The organism is Xanthomonas sp. AM6, assembly GCF_025665335.1.
Lineage (GTDB): Bacteria > Pseudomonadota > Gammaproteobacteria > Xanthomonadales > Xanthomonadaceae > Xanthomonas_A.
In genome coordinates this window covers 4,150,593-4,166,104 of sequence record NZ_CP106869.1, presented here as the reverse complement: position 1 = coordinate 4,166,104, position 15,512 = coordinate 4,150,593, and the positions used below count along the sequence as shown (strand labels likewise).

The window sequence follows — 15,512 nt, the reverse complement described above, 5'->3', positions numbered from 1 at the left end:
CCCATGAGCCTGCCCCTGCACGTCGTGATCCTTGCCGCCGGTGCGGGCAAGCGGATGAAGTCCGCCAAGCCCAAGGTGCTGCAACCGATCGCCGGCCGGCCGATGCTGGCGCACGTGATCGAGACCGCCCGCCGCCTGCAGCCGGCGGCGATCCATGTCGTCTACGGCCATGGCGGCGATGCGGTGCGCGCCGCCTTTGGCGACCAGCCGGACCTGCTGTGGGCTGAGCAGGCGCAGCAGCTGGGCACCGGGCATGCGGTGCAGCAGGCGATGGCCGCGGTGCCGGATGCGGCCACCGTGCTGGTGCTGTACGGCGACGTGCCGCTGATCCGCGCCGACACCCTGCTGCGCCTGCTGCACTCGCCGGGGCGGCTGGCGGTGCTGGTGGCCGAGCCCGAGGACCCCAGCGGCTACGGCCGCATCGTGCGCGACGCGGCGGGCAAGGTCGCCGCGATCGTGGAGCACAAGGAGGCCGACGACGAGCAGCGCCGCATCCGCGCCATCAACACCGGCATCGTCACCGCCGAATCCACCGCGCTGAAGCGCTGGCTGGCGCAGCTGCGCAGCGACAACGCGCAGGGCGAGTACTACCTCACCGACGTGTTCGCCGCCGCCGCCGCCGAATTCACCCCGGCGGAGATGGTGCTGGTGGCCGACCCGATCGAGGCCGAAGGCGCCAACGACCCGTGGCAGCTGGCGCAGCTGGAACGCGCCTGGCAGCTGCGCGCGGCGCGCGCGCTGTGCGAGCAGGGCGCGCACCTGCTCGACCCCGGCCGCGTGGACCAGCGCGGCCGCGTGCGCGTCGGCCGCGACGTGTGCATCGACGTGAACGTGGTGCTGGAAGGCGAGGTGGAACTGGGCGACGGGGTGCGCATCGGCCCGTTCGTGCGGCTCAAGGACGTGGTGCTGGGCCCGGGCACCGAAGTGCGCGCGCACTGCGACCTGGAAGGCGTGGTCACCGAGGGCGCGGTGCAGATCGGCCCGTTCGCGCGGCTGCGGCCGGGCACGGTGCTGGCCGACGGCGTGCACATCGGCAACTTCGTCGAGACCAAGAAGGTGGTGCTCGGCGTGGGCAGCAAGGCCAACCATCTGAGCTATCTCGGCGATGCGGTGATCGGCAGCGGGGTCAACATCGGCGCCGGCACCATCACCTGCAACTACGACGGCGTGAACAAGTGGCAGACCAACATCGGCGACGACGTGTTCGTCGGCTCCAACAGCGCGCTGGTGGCGCCGCTGACGATCGGCACCGGCGCGACCATCGGCGCCGGGTCGGTGATCACCCGCGATGCGCCGGCCGGCCAGCTCACCGTGGCGCGGGCACGGCAGACCACGCGCGAAGACTGGAAGCGGCCGAAGAAGGCATAGCCGGCCGCACAGCGTGACGGACATCGCACCCGGAGTGGCGCCGCCGCGCTAAGGTGGCGCAGCTGGCACTACGGCGCCAGCCTCGCGACGACCCCAGGGAGGTGTTCGATGCAGGCACGATGCGCGCGCTGGTGGATGCTGGCGCTGTTGCTGATCACGGCCGGCGCCGTGCACGCGCAGACCCATCGTCTGTACCTGGCGTCGGACGGCGACGACGCCGCGGCCGGCACCAGCGCGGCGACCGCGCTGCAGACCCTGGCCGAGGCGCAGCGGCGGCTGCAGGCGCAACCGCCGCCGGCGCAGACCGCGGTGGAGATCGTGGTCGCGCCCGGCACCTATGTGGGCCAGTCGGTGCGCTGGACCTTCCGCAACGACGATGCGCCGTTGCGCATCGTCGCCGCGCCCGGTGCGGCGACCATGCCGCGCTTCGACGGCGGCGGTGGTGGCACCTGGTTCACCCTGCGCGGCGGCGGCAACCAGCGCACCCAGCTGCAGTTCGTCGGCCTGGAGGTCAGCGACTACTGGATGGCGATGGACCTGGGCAGCAGCAACGCGGCGGCCGACGGCAACGCCGGCAACGAGATCCGCGGCATGCGCTTCACCCGCATCGGCGGCATCCACGGCCAGGGCAGTCCGGCCTACTCGTATGCGGCGATCCGGCTGCAGAACTCGCGCGACAACCTGATCGCCGACAACCAGTTCAGCGCGATCGAGAACAGCAAGGAAACCTCCGGCTACATCCACGCGCTGTACCTGGCGCGGCATTCGACCGGCAACGTGGTGCAGGGCAACACGTTCACCGACGTCAACGGCGACGTGGTGCGCACCCGCGATGCGTCCGACGCCACCGAGGTGCGCGGCAACCGTTTCGTGCGCGCCGGCAAGTACGCCGCGTTCTCCGACTGGTTCGACCTGGACCAGGGCGAATGCCCGTCGCAGGGCGGGCGCTTCGTCGACAACACGGTCGGCGCCGGCTATTACGGCGCGATTCCCGCCACGGCCACCACCGGCGCCGACGACGCCTGCGGCGCGCTGGCCACGCCGCGCATCGTCGAGAGCGGCACGATCCGCGAGTGAGGTGTGTCGCGCGGTGACGCTGCGACACGGCGCCGAATTTGTGGGAGCGACTCAGTCGCTCCCACAGTGACGCCATCGGGTGACATCGTCTGCATCGAACGCACTAGCTCGTCGACGCCAGCGGCGCGCTCGGCAGGCCGGGCATCGTCGAGACGGCACGATCCGCGAGTGGACTGCGCCGACAGACGTTGCGCATCCTGTAGGAGCGGCTTCAGCCGCGACAGGCGCTACTGGGGACGCCTGTCGCGGCTGAAGCCGCTCCTACAGACGCGTAAGGCGCTAACTTCCCGACACCAACGGCAGCTGCACCGCCACGCACAGTCCGCCTTCCTCGCGGTTCTGCAGCGACAGGCGGCCGCCGTGCGCTTCGACGATCTCGCGGGTCAGCGCCAGGCCCAGGCCAGTGCCGTTGCGCTTGGTCGAATAGAACGGCATCAGCGCGTTCTGCAGCACCGCCTCGTTCATGCCGCTGCCGCGGTCCAGCACCTCGATGCGCAGCCAGTCGGGACGGGTGGAGACGCGGATGCGCACGCCGTCGGCCGGTGCCTGGTGTTCGGGACTGGATTCGTGCGCGTTCTTGACCAGGTTGAGCAGCGCCTGCTGCAGTTGCGCCGGATCGACCCGGCTGTGCAGGTCCGGCGCCTCCAGCTCCAGCGCGAACGGGATCTGTTGCTGCAGGCCGCCGAGGAACTGCGCCCAGTGCACGGTCTGCAACTGCGGCTGCGGCAGCTTGGCGAAGCGCGCATAGCCGCGGATGAAGCCTTCCAGGTGCCGCGCGCGCTCCTCGATGGTGCCGAAGACTTCCTCCAGCCGCTCCACCTTCTGCCGCCGCACCAGCTCGGCGCCGGAATGCGCCAGCGAGGCGATCGGCGCCAGCGAGTTGTTCAACTCGTGGCTGATGACCCGGATCACCTTCTTCCAGGTATGCACTTCCTGGCGCCGCAGTTCGGCGGTGAGCAGGCGGATCAGCAGCAGTTCGTGCGGGCGGCCATTGAGATGGAAGCGGCGCCGCGACAGGTGGTAGACCTGCTCTTCTTCCGGGTCGGCGTCGTCGCCCTCGATGGTGAACAGGCTGTCGCCTCCGCGCGCCACCGCCTCGCGCAGCGCCGGCGGCATGCTCAGCAGCAGGTCGTCCAGGCGCTGGCCTTCCAGCTTCCAGCCGCCGTGCAGCAGCTTGCGCGCGGCCAGGTTGGAGAACACCACGCGGCGCAGGCCGTCGCCGCCGGCGGAGGTCAGCAGCATCGCCACCGGCGTGTTCTGCACCATGGTGTCGAGCATCAGTTCGCGCTGCGCCAGGCCCTGGCGCTGCTCGCGCAGGATCTCGCCCAGCAGCTGGTGCGCGGCGACCATCTCGCCCAGTTCGTCGTCGCCGCGCCAGTGCACGCCGAAGTTGTATTCACCGTCGCGGTAGCTGCTGACGGTGCCGGCCAGGGCGCGGAACAGCGAGCGCATCGGCGCGGTGGCGCGGCGCAGCGTCCACCACATCAGCGCCAGCAGCAGCAGCGCCGACAGCGTCACCACTTCCCAGCCGCGGTCCATCCAGTACGCCAGCAGCCACGGCATCGCCGCGGCCAGCGCCAGCACCGGCAGCAGGCGCAGGAACAGGTCGACGGTGAAGGAGCGGCGCAATTTCATTCGCGCGGGATTCCGTAGCGGTCCATGCGCCGGTACAGCGCCTGCCGGCTCATGCCCAGTTCGGCGGCGGCCTGGGCGATGACGCCGTTGGCGCGGCCCAGCACCGCGACGATGCGCTCGCGGTCCGGCTCGGCGCCGGCGGCGGGGCGCTGCGGCGCGGGCTTGGGCAGGTTGAGGTCGGCGGCCTCGATCTGGCGGCCGCCGGCCAGCAGTTCGGCGCGCTGGATCACGTTGCGCAGCTCGCGCACGTTGCCCGGCCAGGCATGCCGCTGCAGCGCCTGCGCGGCGCCGGCCGACAGCGGCTTGGCGCCGGACAGGAAGTGCTCGGCCAGCGGCAGGATGTCGCCGGGCCGGTCGGCCAGCGCCGGCAGCGACAGCTCCACCGCGTTGAGCCGGTAGTACAGGTCCTCGCGGAACGTGCCGTCGCGGATCATCGCGACCAGGTCGGCGTTGGTGGCGCTGATCACCCGCACCTTGACCTGGCGCTCGCGGTTGGAGCCCAGCCGCTCGAAGCGCCCGGTTTCCAGCACGCGCAGCAGCTTCATCTGCCCGGCCAGCGACAGGTTGCCGATCTCGTCCAGGAACAGGGTGCCGCCGTCGGCGGCCTCGAACTTGCCTTCGCGGACCTTGTTGGCGCCGGTGTAGGCGCCGGCCTCGGCGCCGAACAGTTCGGCTTCGATCAGCTCGGCCGGAATCGCGCCGCAGTTCAGCGCCACGAACGGGCCCTGCCGCATCGGCGAGTTGGCCTGGATGATCTCGGCGATCTTCTCCTTGCCGCTGCCGTTGGGGCCGGTGATCAGCACAGGCAGTTCCGAACGCGCGACCTGGCAGGCCAGGGCGATGGCGCGCTCGCTGGCCGGGTCGGCGAACACCGCGCCGCGCAGCTCGTAGCGCTGCGCCAGCTGCTGGCGATGGCGGCGTTCGCCGTCGCGGCGCCGCTCCAGTTCGCGGCGCGCCTCGGACAGTTCCAGCAGGTTGTTGACCGTGGTCAGCAGCTTGCGGTCGTCCCAGGGCTTGGCCAGGTAGTCGGCGGCGCCGGCCTTGACCAGTTCCACCGCGCTGCTGAGCTGGGTCCAGGCGGTCAGCAGGATCACCGGCAGGTCCGGATGGCGCGCGCGGATCGCATCGAACAGCGCCACGCCTTCCTCGCCGGACGTGGTGTCGGCGGTGAAGTTCATGTCCTGCAGCACCAGGTCGATGTCGCCCTCGGCCAGGCGCCGCAGTCCGGCATCGGGGCTGTCCGCATGCACCGTCTCGATGTCGTGCAGGGAGAACAGCACTTCCAGTGCGGTGGCGACGGCGGGGTTGTCGTCGATGATCAGGATGCAGGGCATCGGGAACCTTGTCGGGTGGCCGGGGCGCAGCCGGCGGATGCGGGACGAGGCGGCATCATCGCAGCCCCGGCGTGGCTTGTCGTGTGCACCGGCGGCTGCCGGCATCGGCCCGCGGCAGCGCGCGCGAACGCATGGTCGCCGGCGCGATCACGTGCGTCACCGACAGGCCGCAGGCGACAGCTGCGCCGCGCGCCGGGCCGGGCCGCGCATCGCCAGCCAGCCGGCGCCGAGCAACAGCAAGGCGGTGGCCAGCGGCGACAGCGGCGGCAGCGACAGCGCCGCGGCATCCAGCCAGGCGCGCCGCAGCAGTGCGGCGATCCCTGCGCCCATGGCGATGCCCAGGCCGCACAGCAACAGGTTTTCGCGGCGCAGGTGGCCGCGGATCTGCGCCGCGCGCGCGCCCAGCGCACGCCGCAGCGCGATCTGCCGGGAGCGTTGGCCGACCATGGCGTCGCTGATGGCGTAGACCGTCGCCAGCGTGCCGAACAGCCACAGCGCAGCGCCCGCGGCAAGCAGCATCAGCCGATGGCGATGCACGCGCTGGTACCGCAAGCGCAGTTCGCCGGCGCTGCTCACCTCGTGCAGCCGCCCCGGCGCGATCCGTTCCGCATCCGCCGCCAGCCGCGCGCGGACCCGCGCCGGATCGCCGGGCGCGACCCGCAGCACGTAGAGCGCGTTGCCGTCATCGGGCAAGCGCAACGGCAGGATGACGCTGTCCCCGTCGCCATCGCCCGGCGCGCGCAACCGCTCGACGATGCCGACCACCCGCGCCGGCGGCGCGCCGCCCAGATACACCGCCTGCCCCAGCGCGTCGCGACCCGGGAACATCCGCGCCGCCAGCGTCCGGGTCAGGATCACCCGCTGCGCCAGATGCAGCGCGTTGGGCGATGCGAGGTTGCGATACTCGTCGCTGGCGAAGTCGCGGCCGCGCTGCAGGCGCAGGCCCATCGCCTGCAGCAGGCCGGGATCGCCGAGGTAGGTGGTGACCAGGAACTGCCCGCCGCTGCCGTCGGCGCGTGGGCCCAGCAGGGTGCCCCATCGCTCCGGTCCGAACGGCAGCTGATTGATCGCGGCCACGTGCAGCACGCCGGGGAGCGCACGCACGGCCGCCGCCTCGCGCCGCGCCGCCGCGGCGGAGACGCGACCGTTGAGGCGCAGCGTCAGCAGCTGCGCGTCATCGCCGATGCCGCTGGCGGCATGCATCCGCGCATGCGCCTGGCTGGCCAACGCGCCCAGGGCGAGCAGCACCGGATAGCTGACCGCCATCTGCAGCACGATCAGCGCCGCCAGCAGCTTGTGCCTGCGCAGCGAGACCAGGAACCGATCCATGACCGCCTCGCCTCGCTCAGGCGCTGCGCGTGGCCACCGCCGGCGGCACTGCGGCGGCGCGTTGCGCCGGCCACAACACCGCGAGCTGGCCGAGCGCGAGCAAGGCCACGGCCGCGGCCGGCAGGTAGCCCAGCGGCAGGCGCGGCAGATCGTAGTGGTGCATCAGCGCCTGGTTGAGCAGCAGCGCCAGCGCCATGCCCAGCACGCTGCCGCTGCCCACGATCAACAGGTTCTCGGCCTGGAAGTAGCCCAGGATGTCGCGGCGGGTCGCGCCGATGGCGCGGCGGATGCCGATCTGGCGCGTGCGCTGCTGCACCCAGAAGCTGGCCAGTCCGCCGATGCCCAGGGCGGTGACGAACAGCAAGCCCGTGGTCGCCGCGAGCAGTAGCCCGATCATGGTGGCGTCGCGCTGGAAGTAGCGCTGCCGCACTTGCGCGAAACTGCGCCGCCCTTCGCTCGGGATCAGCCGCAGCGGGCCGGCCTTGGCCAGCACGGCGGACGCTGCGGCCAGCACGCGATCGCGGTCCTGCGGTGCGCTACGCAGCAGATACTGGGTCTGGCTGCTCGAGGGAAGTTCCGGCGACAGGGCGACCAGGCGATCCGCCGCTGCGCTGCGCAGGGTCGGTCGCAGCAGGTCATCGACGACGCCGACGACGGTGGTCTGGCCGTTGCCGTAGAGCGTTTTGCCGACGGCCGCCTGGCCTGGCCACAGCTGCTGCGCCAACGCGCGGGTGACGATCACCGCACTCGGGGAGGTGGCGGCGTATTCGTCGGCATGGAAGTCGCGGCCGGCGATCAGGCGCGCGCCCATGGCCTGCACGAAGCCGGGCGAGCCGGAGTAATGGGTGGCCTGGATACAACCGGAAACCTCCATCGACCGCTGCGCGCTCGCGCGTTCCAGCGCTTGCTGGTCGGCACAGTCGCCATAGTCGTGGGAACCGCCGGTCAGCGGCAGGGTCTGGTCGACCGCGGCTGCCGCCTTGACCCCGGGAATGCCGCGCAGCGCCATCAGATCGGCCTGCTGCTGGGCCTGCGCATTGTCGCCGCCCTGCAGGCCACGGACCGAGATCAGCGCGAGTTCGTCCTCGGGCAGGCCGGTCGGGGTGCGCAGCCGCTCGATCCGCCCGCCGATCAGGAACACCGCGTTGGCGACGAAGGCGCAGGTCAGCGCGACCTGCAGCGTCAGCAGCGCGGCGGTGAGGCGGTGGTGCTGCAGGCTGGAGAGGATGGGCCGGATCGGCAGGTTCATGTCAGACGTCCTTGATCTGCAGGGCGGGGTTGATCCGGCTGGCCCGCCAGGCCGGCAGCAGGCCCGCCAGCACCGCGGCGATCACCGCCAGCGCCACGGTGGCCAGCAGCATCGGCAGGTCCATCTGCGCGAGCCTGGCATAGTCGTCCGGGCGCTGGCGCACACTCCACAGTCCCAGTTCGGCGATCGCGATTCCCAGGACGCCCCCCAGCAGCCCGATCAGCGCGGCTTCGCTGCCGAGCTGCAGCAGCACATGGCTACGCCGGGCGCCGAGCGCGCGGCGCACCCCGATCTCGCTGCCGCGGCGCAGGAACTTCGCCAGCAATAGGGCGATCACGTTGACCAGGCAGACCCACAGGAAGCCCAGCGCCAGCACCGTCTGTAGGCGCACGTCGTCGGGCACCATCCGCAGGTGGCGCAGCCAGTCCATCAACACATACAGCCGGGCGCGCTGCGGCGGGCGTTGGAAGCGTCCGCTGGCGTGTTGGGTTGCGGCATAGTCGTAGAGGAAGCGCTGGTAGGCCGCCACCTGCTGCGGCGTATCCAGTTGCACCCAGAACTGCAGCCAACTGGTGGAAGGATTCTTGAGTCGCGCCTGGCCGCTGCCGTTGGACGCTTCCCAGCTGCTGACGCTGTTGCTGGTGTCCAGCCCCAGCTCCATCGCGGTGGACAGCGGGAGGAAGAAGTCGTCCTGCTGGCCGAAGCCGCCCTTGCTGTTCGGATCGGCATAGAACAACGGCTGCGGATTCCACTTTCCGGCCACGCCGATCACCTGGAAGCCGATCCGTTGTTCGCCGAGGGCGATCCGCTGGCCGATCGGATCGCGCGCGCCGAACAGGGTGACGGCCAGCGTGTGGCTCAGCACGACGACACGGGCATGGTTCTGGTCGTCGCTCGCGCTCCAGCCGTGTCCGCGTTGCAGCGGCACACCGAACAGGGCGAAGAACTCCGCGCTGGCATAGCGGCCGCTCAGGTCGAGCGGCGGGGTGGTCGCGCGCGGCGGCCACAGCAGCGTCTGTCCGCCCGCCATCGCCGCCTGGTGCGTGGCGCGGTCGGCACGCAACAAGGCCATGGCGTCGGGCCAGGTGAGGTTGTCCGCCGGGTCGCCCCACTCCTGGTTTTCGGGAGCGTCGGCCGGCAACGGATCCAGGTGCGGGGTGTAGAGCACGCCGCTCTTGCCTGGCAGCGGATCGCGCGCCATCACGTGCAGCACCGTCAGCATGGTCATGCTGGCGCCGATGCCCAGGCCGATCGCCAGCACCATCAGCGCGGTGGCGATCGGCGTGCGCAGCAGACTGCGCCAGGCCATCATCAGGGAGTAGTGCAGCATCCTGGAACTCCTCGGTTGCGTTCCGTTCGCGATAGGTCAGGCACTGCGCGTGGCCACCGCCGGCGGCACGCGGGTGGCGCGCCGCGCCGGGCCCAGGACCGCGAGCTGGCCGAGCAGCCACAGCGTCAGCGCGCCCACCGGCAGGTACCACAGCGGCAGGCGTTCCAGTTCGTAGGCGCTCATCAGGTACAGGTTGGCGGCATAGGCCAGCAGCATGCCCAGGGCGATGCCGGCGCCGGCGAGCAGGAAATTCTCCAGCTGGAAGTAGCGCAGGATCTGGCCGCGGGTGGCGCCGAGCGCGCGGCGCACGCCGATCTGCTTGGTGCGCTGCTGCACCCAGAAGCTGGCCAGGCCGACGATGCCCAGCGCGGTGACCAGCAGCAACATCACGCAGACTCCGGCCAGCAGCCAGGCCATCGCGCGGTCGTTGCGGTAGTAGGTCGCGCGCGCCTGCTCGAAGGACACGCTCCTCTTGTCGCGGATCATGCGCCGCGGGCCGTGCGCCAGCAGCACTTTGCGCGCCTGCTGCTGCACCGCCTCGCGCCGCGCCGGATCGTCCACGCGCAGCACGTAGGTGCCGCGGGTGTAGGGCATGTTCACCGGGAACAGCATCGTGCTCTGGTAATCGCTGGCCGAGCCGTAGTCGCGCGGCTGCACCAGGCGTTCGACCACGCCCACGACCCGCTGCTGGCCGTACACGTAGATCGATTTGCCGATCGCCGACTGGCCGGGGAACAGGCGTTCGGCCAGCGCCCGGCTCAGGATCACCGAGGGCACGACGGCGCCGTCGTTGGGATCCATCAACCGTGCGTGGTCGAGGAATTCGTCGGCGTTGAAGCGGCGGCCGGCGACCAGCTTCAGTCCCAGCGTGTCCAGCAGCTGCGCGTCGCCGAAGTAGTTGGTGGCGGCCAAGGTGGCGCGTTGCTGGTCCGGGCCGAGCGAAACGCCGCTGGTGCCGATCGAGCTGCCGAACAGCGGCTGGTTGATGACGCTGGCGTTGCGGACGCCGGGAATGCGCCGCAGCGCGTCCAGGTCCGCGCGGGTGAGCGCGGCGGCATCGTCGCTGCCGAGCACGCTGCTCACCTTGACGTAGACCAGCTGCGCTTCCGCCACCCCGGTCGGGCGCTGCATGTTCTGCAGGCGCGTGCCGATCAGGAACAGCGCGTTGCACACCACGGCGCAGCTGAAGGCGATCTCCAGCACGATGAGCAGTGCGGCGATCTTGTGCTTGCGCAAACTGGAGAGGATGGGGCGGATGGGCACGGGAGCGTTCCTGGCGGGAAGGGAGGCGCGTGGCGCGTCATTGCGACTTGAGTTGCAGCGCGGTCTGCACGCGCATGGCCTGCCACGCCGGCAGGGCGCCGGCCAGCAGGCTGCTGCCGAGCGCCAGCGCCAACGTGGTGAGCATCATGCTGCCGTCCATGTGCGCCAGCGCGGCGTAGGCGGCCGGTTGCCGGCGTACCAGCCACAGGCCGATCCAGGCCAGCAGCAGGCCGCCGGCACCGCCCGCCGCGCCGATCATTGCCGCTTCCACCAGGTGCTGGGCGAAGATCGCGCGACGCGACGCGCCCAGCGCCCGGCGCACGCCGATCTCGCCGCTGTGTCGCAGGAACTTGGCCAGCATCAGGCCGACGCTGTTGAGCAGGCAGATGCCCAGGAACACCAGGGCCAGCCACAGTTGCAGGCGCACGTCGGCCGGCACCGCGTGGTTGCGGTCCAGCCACGTCATCACGTCGCTCAGGCGCACGTCCGCCGAATGGGTGAAGCGGCCGCCATCCTGCTGCTGGCGCGCGTAGCCGTCCAGGTAGTCGCGGTAGGCGGCGCGCTTGCCGGCATCGCCGAGTTCGACCCAGTACTGGATCCACGCGCAGGGCGCGTTCTCGCCGTCGCGGTCATCGCCGCTGTTGCCCCAGCACTCCATGCTGCCGCTCATGCCCATCTTCAGGTCGCGCGAGGTCGAGAACGGGACGAAGATGTCCTCGCTGTCGCCGTATTCGGTGTTGGTCAGGTCGTAGAAGCGCGGGTTCATGCTCCAGTCGTCGGTCACGCCGACGATGCGCAGCATGTCGTCGCCGACCTGCAGGTCGCGGCCGACGCTGTCCACGTCGCCGAACAGCTCGGCGTTGAGCTTGCGCGAGATGACCGCCACCCGCGCGTGGCGCGCGTCGTCCTCGGCGTTCCAGGGATGGCCGTAGCGCATCGGCACGGCGAACATCGGGAAGAAATCGGCCGACGTGAAGCGCGCTTCGACGTCCAGCGGCGTCTGTTCGGCCTTGACCGGCACCACGTTGACGCCGCCGGCGGACATCATCGCCTGGCGGTCGCCGCGCCTGTCGCGCAACAGCGCCTGCGCGTCGCGGCGGGTCAGCTGCAGCGGCTCCTCGCCGGCCGGCTCGTACTTGTCGTCCGGATAGACGTTCATTTCCACGTAGAACAGCTGCGCGCTCTTGTCCGGGATCGGATCGGCGGACAGCACGTGGAACACGGTCAGCGTGGTCATCGAGGCGCCGATGCCGACCGCGATGGCGAGCACCATCAGCGTGGTCAGCAGCCGGTTGCGGCGGAAACTGTGCAGCGCCAGCTTGCAGTAGTAGCCGAGCATCGGGAATCCTGGGAAAAAGGGCCGGCATGGCGCCGGCCAAGGGGACGCGTCACGCGCTGCGGGTGGCCACCGCCGGCGGCACCGCCGCGGCGCGGCGCGCCGGCGCGAACACCGCGATCTGGCCGAGCAGCCACAGGGTCAGCGCACCGAACGGCAGGTAGTACAGCGGCAGCCGCGGCAGCTCGTACTTGCCCATCAGCCACTGGTTGATCGCATAGGCCAGCAGCATGCCGAGCACGATGCCGGTGCTGGCCAGCAGGAAGTTCTCGGTCTGGAAGTAACGCAGGATCTGCCCGCGGGTGGCCCCCAGCGCGCGGCGGATGCCGATCTGCTTGGTGCGCTGCTGCACCCAGAAACTGGCCAGGCCGACGATGCCCAGCGCGGTGACCACCAGCAGCGCGATGCACACCGCGCCGAGCAGCCACACCATCGCGCGGTCGCCCTGGAAGTACTCGTCGCGGATCTCGGTATAGGTCTGCTGCTTCAGCACCAGGCGGCTGCTGTCCACCTTCATCAGCGCCGCGGTCGCCGAGGCGAGCACCTCCTGGCGCCGCGCCGGGTCGGTGACCCGCACCACGTACAGGCCGTTGGTGTAGCTCAGGCGCAGCGGCATCAGCATCGCGTAGCCGATCTCGGCCAGGCCGCTGGCCGGGTTCGGACGCGCCAACGCCTCGGCGACGCCGACCACGCGCAGCGGCGTCGTCCCGGTATAGACGGTCTTGCCCAAGGGGTTTTGGCCGGGAAACATCTTCTCCGCGGTGGCGCGGTTGAGGATGACGGCGGTGCCCTTGTCGCGCACGGTCTTGTCGCTCTGCGCGGTCTCGAAGTCGACGTACTCGTCGGGGGCGAAATCGCGCCCGGCCACCAGCCGCAGGCCCAGGGTCTGCAGCGTGCCTTCTTCGGCCAGGTATTGCGCCGCGTTGAGCGTTTGCCGCTCCTGGTCCGGCGTCAGGGACAGGCCGGTGTTCCAGGAGTAACGGACGAACGGCACCTGGTTGAGCACGGTCGCGCTGCGCACGCCGGGCACGGCGCGCAACGCGGCCAGGTCCTCGCGGGTGCGCGCGGCGGCGTTGACCTGCTGGCCGATGCCGCCCAGCGAGACCGTGACCAGTTCCGATTCGACGATGCCGCTGGGACGGTGCAGGGTCTCGATGCGGTTGCCGATCAGGAACAGCGCGTTGCACACGATCGCGCAGGCCAGCGCGATCTCGAGCACGATCAGCGCGGCGGCGGTCTTGTGCCGGCGCAGGGTGGAGAGGATGGGGCGGATGTCCATGGCGATAACCTTGTGAGGGACCTTCGTTGGCGGTCTGCCCGCCGGGCGGCGGGCGTGGTGGTCAGGACGATTTGAGCTGCAGCGCCGGTGCGACCTGGATCGCGCGCCAGGACGGCAGCAGGCCCGCCAGCAGGCTGGCGACCAGGGCCAGGGCGAAGGTCAGTGCGAGCATGCTGGGATCCAGGTGGGCCAGCTTGGCGTAGCCGGTAGGCTGCTGACGCACGGCCCACAGGCCGAGCATGGCCAGGCCCAGCCCGGCGATGCCGCCGGCCAGGCCGATGGTGCCGGCCTCCACCAGGCATTGCGCGAAGATGGCGCGACGCGAGGCGCCCAGCGCGCGGCGGATGCCGATCTCGCCGCTGCGACGCAGGAACTTGGCCAGCAGCAGGCCGACGGTGTTGAGCAGGCACACCAGCAGGAACCCCATCGCCAGCCACAGCTGCAGGCGCACGTCGCCCGGCACCACTTCGTTGTGGTCCAGCCACTGCATCACGTTGCGCAGGCGCACGTTGTTCGGACGCTGGAAGCGGCCGGCGGCGCGCTGCTGGTTGGAATAGTTTTCCAGGTAGGCCTTGTAGTCGGCGACCTGTGCCGGACTCTCCAGTTCCGCCCAGTACTGGATCCAGGTGCAGGGGGCGTTGAGCCCGGTCGGCTCGCCGTCGCTGTCGCCGAAGCAGTTCATGCTGCCGTTGCGGTCCACCTTCAGGTCCATCGCGACCGAGAACGGCAGGTAGGCCTGCTCGTCCGAGCCGTAGGTGTTGGTGATGTCGTAGAAGCGCGGATTGGGCTCCCACGTATCCAGCACGCCGACGATGCGGAACGTGTTCTGGTCCATGCGCAGCTCGCGGCCGACGCTGTCGGCGCCATCGTAGAGTTTCTCGTTGAGCTTCTTGCTGATGACCGCCACGCGCTCGTGGCGCTCGTCTTCCGCGCCGGTCCAGCCGCGGCCGTACAGGAACGGCGTGTCGAACATCGGGAAGAAGTCCGCCGAGGTGAAGCGCACTTCCGACTTGAACGGTTTCAGGCCGCTCTTGAGCGGTTCGATCGCCGCCTCGCCTCCGGTCATCAGCGCCTGCCGCTTGGCGCGCTTCTCGCGCAGCAGCGCCTCGGCATCGTAGCGCGTGTTCTGGAAGTCCGGCTCCTCGCCCGGCTGGAAGCCGGCCTTCGGCAGCGCATCGACCTGCACGTAGAACAGGCGGTCGCTCTTTTGCGGGATCGGATCGCCGGAGAGCACGTAGAACACGGTCAGCGTGGTCATGCTGGCGCCGATGCCCAGCGCGATGGCCAGCACCATCAGCGCGGTGAGCACCTTGTTGCGGCGGAAGCTGCGCAAGGCGAGGCGGAAGTAATAGCCGAACATGGGTGGCTCCGGGGCGGGCGCTGCGGGTGGTGGCGATGGGTGGGAATGGCGATGGCGGGCGGCGCCGGGCCGGTGCGTGCGCTCAGCGCGCGAGGTCGGGCTGGGCGCCGCCGATCGCAGCGTGCGCCAGCACCGGTTCGCGCTGCAGGTCGGTGGCCTGGCCGTCGACGATGTGCACGTTGCGCTGCGCGCGCGCGGCCAGTTCCGGGTCGTGGGTGACCATGACGATGGTCGAGCCCTGCGCGTTGATTTCCTCCAGCAGTTCCATCACCCCGCGCGCCATCTGCGAGTCGAGGTTGCCGGTCGGTTCGTCGGCCAGCAGCAGGCGCGGGCTGCCGGCCAGCGCGCGCGCGATCGCCGCGCGCTGCTGCTGGCCGCCGGACAGTTCGGACGGATAGTGCTTCATGCGCGAGCCCAGCCCGACCCGGCCCAGCGCGTCCTCGATGCGCTGCTTGCGCTCGGCCGCGGCCATGCCGCGGTAGCGCAGCGGCACGTCGACGTTGTCGAACAGGTTGAGGTCGGGGATCAGGTTGAAGCCCTGGAAGATGAAGCCGATCTTCTGGTTGCGCATGCGCGAGCGCGCGTCGTCGTTGAGGTTGCTGACGTCCTGGCCGTCGAGCACGTACTGGCCGCTGGTGAAGGTTTCCAGCAGCCCGGCGATGTTGAGGAAGGTGGTCTTGCCGGAGCCGGACGGCCCGGTGACGGCGACGAATTCGCCCTCGCGCACATGCAGGTCCAGCGAGCGCAACGCGTGCGTCTCGACCTGTTCGGTACGGAAGACCTTGGAAACGGAGCGCATTTCGAGCATGACGGGTTCCTTGTTGGTGGTTAACTGCAGTGGGGCAGCCGCTGCGATGGAGGGGAATCAGATCAGGATTCGGTACGGAGACATGGATCGGCGAGGATGAACCGGGACTTCGCTCCTGCTCTTCCCAATCCCCACTCCCGACCC

General features: G+C 70.5%; 12 protein-coding genes. 2 read left to right on the top strand and 10 right to left on the bottom strand.

Annotation, left to right across the window (positions count from 1 at the left end; all coding sequences use genetic code 11):
• The first annotated feature begins 3 nt into the window (after nt 1-3).
• Together glmU and OCJ37_RS17760 are read left to right on the top strand one after the other, a co-directional pair.
• A complete protein-coding gene (gene glmU / locus OCJ37_RS17765; protein WP_263111017.1) occupies nt 4-1,368 on the top strand; it encodes a bifunctional UDP-N-acetylglucosamine diphosphorylase/glucosamine-1-phosphate N-acetyltransferase GlmU in 1,365 nt (454 codons plus the stop codon).
• Between the two features lie 108 nt (nt 1,369-1,476).
• Nucleotides 1,477-2,445 carry a right-handed parallel beta-helix repeat-containing protein gene (locus tag OCJ37_RS17760; RefSeq protein WP_263111016.1) on the top strand — a complete coding sequence of 323 codons (969 nt, stop codon included), beginning with the start codon at nt 1,477-1,479 and terminating at the stop codon, nt 2,443-2,445.
• A gap of 279 nt (nt 2,446-2,724) precedes the next feature.
• Here the strand turns inward: OCJ37_RS17760 and OCJ37_RS17755 are convergent, their stop codons facing one another.
• The 10 genes from OCJ37_RS17755 to OCJ37_RS17710 all read right to left on the bottom strand — a co-directional run bounded on the left by OCJ37_RS17755 (nt 2,725) and on the right by OCJ37_RS17710 (nt 15,368).
• Nucleotides 2,725-4,080: a sensor histidine kinase gene (locus OCJ37_RS17755; protein ID WP_263111015.1), complete on the bottom strand. Its 1,356-nt coding sequence runs from the start codon at nt 4,078-4,080 to the stop codon at nt 2,725-2,727.
• The gene (locus OCJ37_RS17750; RefSeq protein ID WP_263111014.1) at nt 4,077-5,414 is read right to left on the bottom strand and encodes a sigma-54-dependent transcriptional regulator; all 1,338 of its coding nucleotides are present in this window, start codon (nt 5,412-5,414) and stop codon (nt 4,077-4,079) included. The genes OCJ37_RS17755 and OCJ37_RS17750 overlap by 4 nt, the downstream gene beginning before the upstream one ends.
• Before the next feature lie 156 nt (nt 5,415-5,570).
• Complete coding sequence (locus OCJ37_RS17745) at nt 5,571-6,743, bottom strand: ABC transporter permease (RefSeq protein WP_263111013.1); 1,173 nt, start codon at nt 6,741-6,743, stop codon at nt 5,571-5,573.
• A gap of 16 nt (nt 6,744-6,759) precedes the next feature.
• Nucleotides 6,760-7,992, bottom strand: a complete 1,233-nt coding sequence (locus tag OCJ37_RS17740; RefSeq protein ID WP_263111012.1) for an ABC transporter permease — start codon at nt 7,990-7,992, stop codon at nt 6,760-6,762.
• Between the two features lies 1 nt (nt 7,993).
• Nucleotides 7,994-9,322 (bottom strand): ABC transporter permease, encoded by a 1,329-nt coding sequence (locus OCJ37_RS17735; RefSeq protein WP_263111011.1) that lies wholly within the window; start codon nt 9,320-9,322, stop codon nt 7,994-7,996.
• 36 nt (nt 9,323-9,358) lie between these two features.
• Nucleotides 9,359-10,585, bottom strand: coding sequence for an ABC transporter permease (locus tag OCJ37_RS17730; RefSeq protein ID WP_263111010.1), 1,227 nt, complete (start codon nt 10,583-10,585; stop codon nt 9,359-9,361).
• 37 nt (nt 10,586-10,622) lie between these two features.
• Nucleotides 10,623-11,924: an ABC transporter permease gene (locus OCJ37_RS17725; RefSeq protein ID WP_263111009.1), complete on the bottom strand. Its 1,302-nt coding sequence runs from the start codon at nt 11,922-11,924 to the stop codon at nt 10,623-10,625.
• 49 nt (nt 11,925-11,973) lie between these two features.
• On the bottom strand, nt 11,974-13,200 hold the full coding sequence (locus tag OCJ37_RS17720; protein ID WP_263111008.1) for an ABC transporter permease: 1,227 nt from the start codon (nt 13,198-13,200) through the stop codon (nt 11,974-11,976).
• A 61-nt stretch (nt 13,201-13,261) separates the two neighbouring features.
• A complete protein-coding gene (locus tag OCJ37_RS17715; protein WP_263111007.1) occupies nt 13,262-14,560 on the bottom strand; it encodes an ABC transporter permease in 1,299 nt (432 codons plus the stop codon).
• Nucleotides 14,561-14,642: 82 nt separating this feature from the next.
• Nucleotides 14,643-15,368: an ABC transporter ATP-binding protein gene (locus OCJ37_RS17710; protein WP_263111006.1), complete on the bottom strand. Its 726-nt coding sequence runs from the start codon at nt 15,366-15,368 to the stop codon at nt 14,643-14,645.
• Between the last annotated feature and the right edge of the window lie 144 nt (nt 15,369-15,512).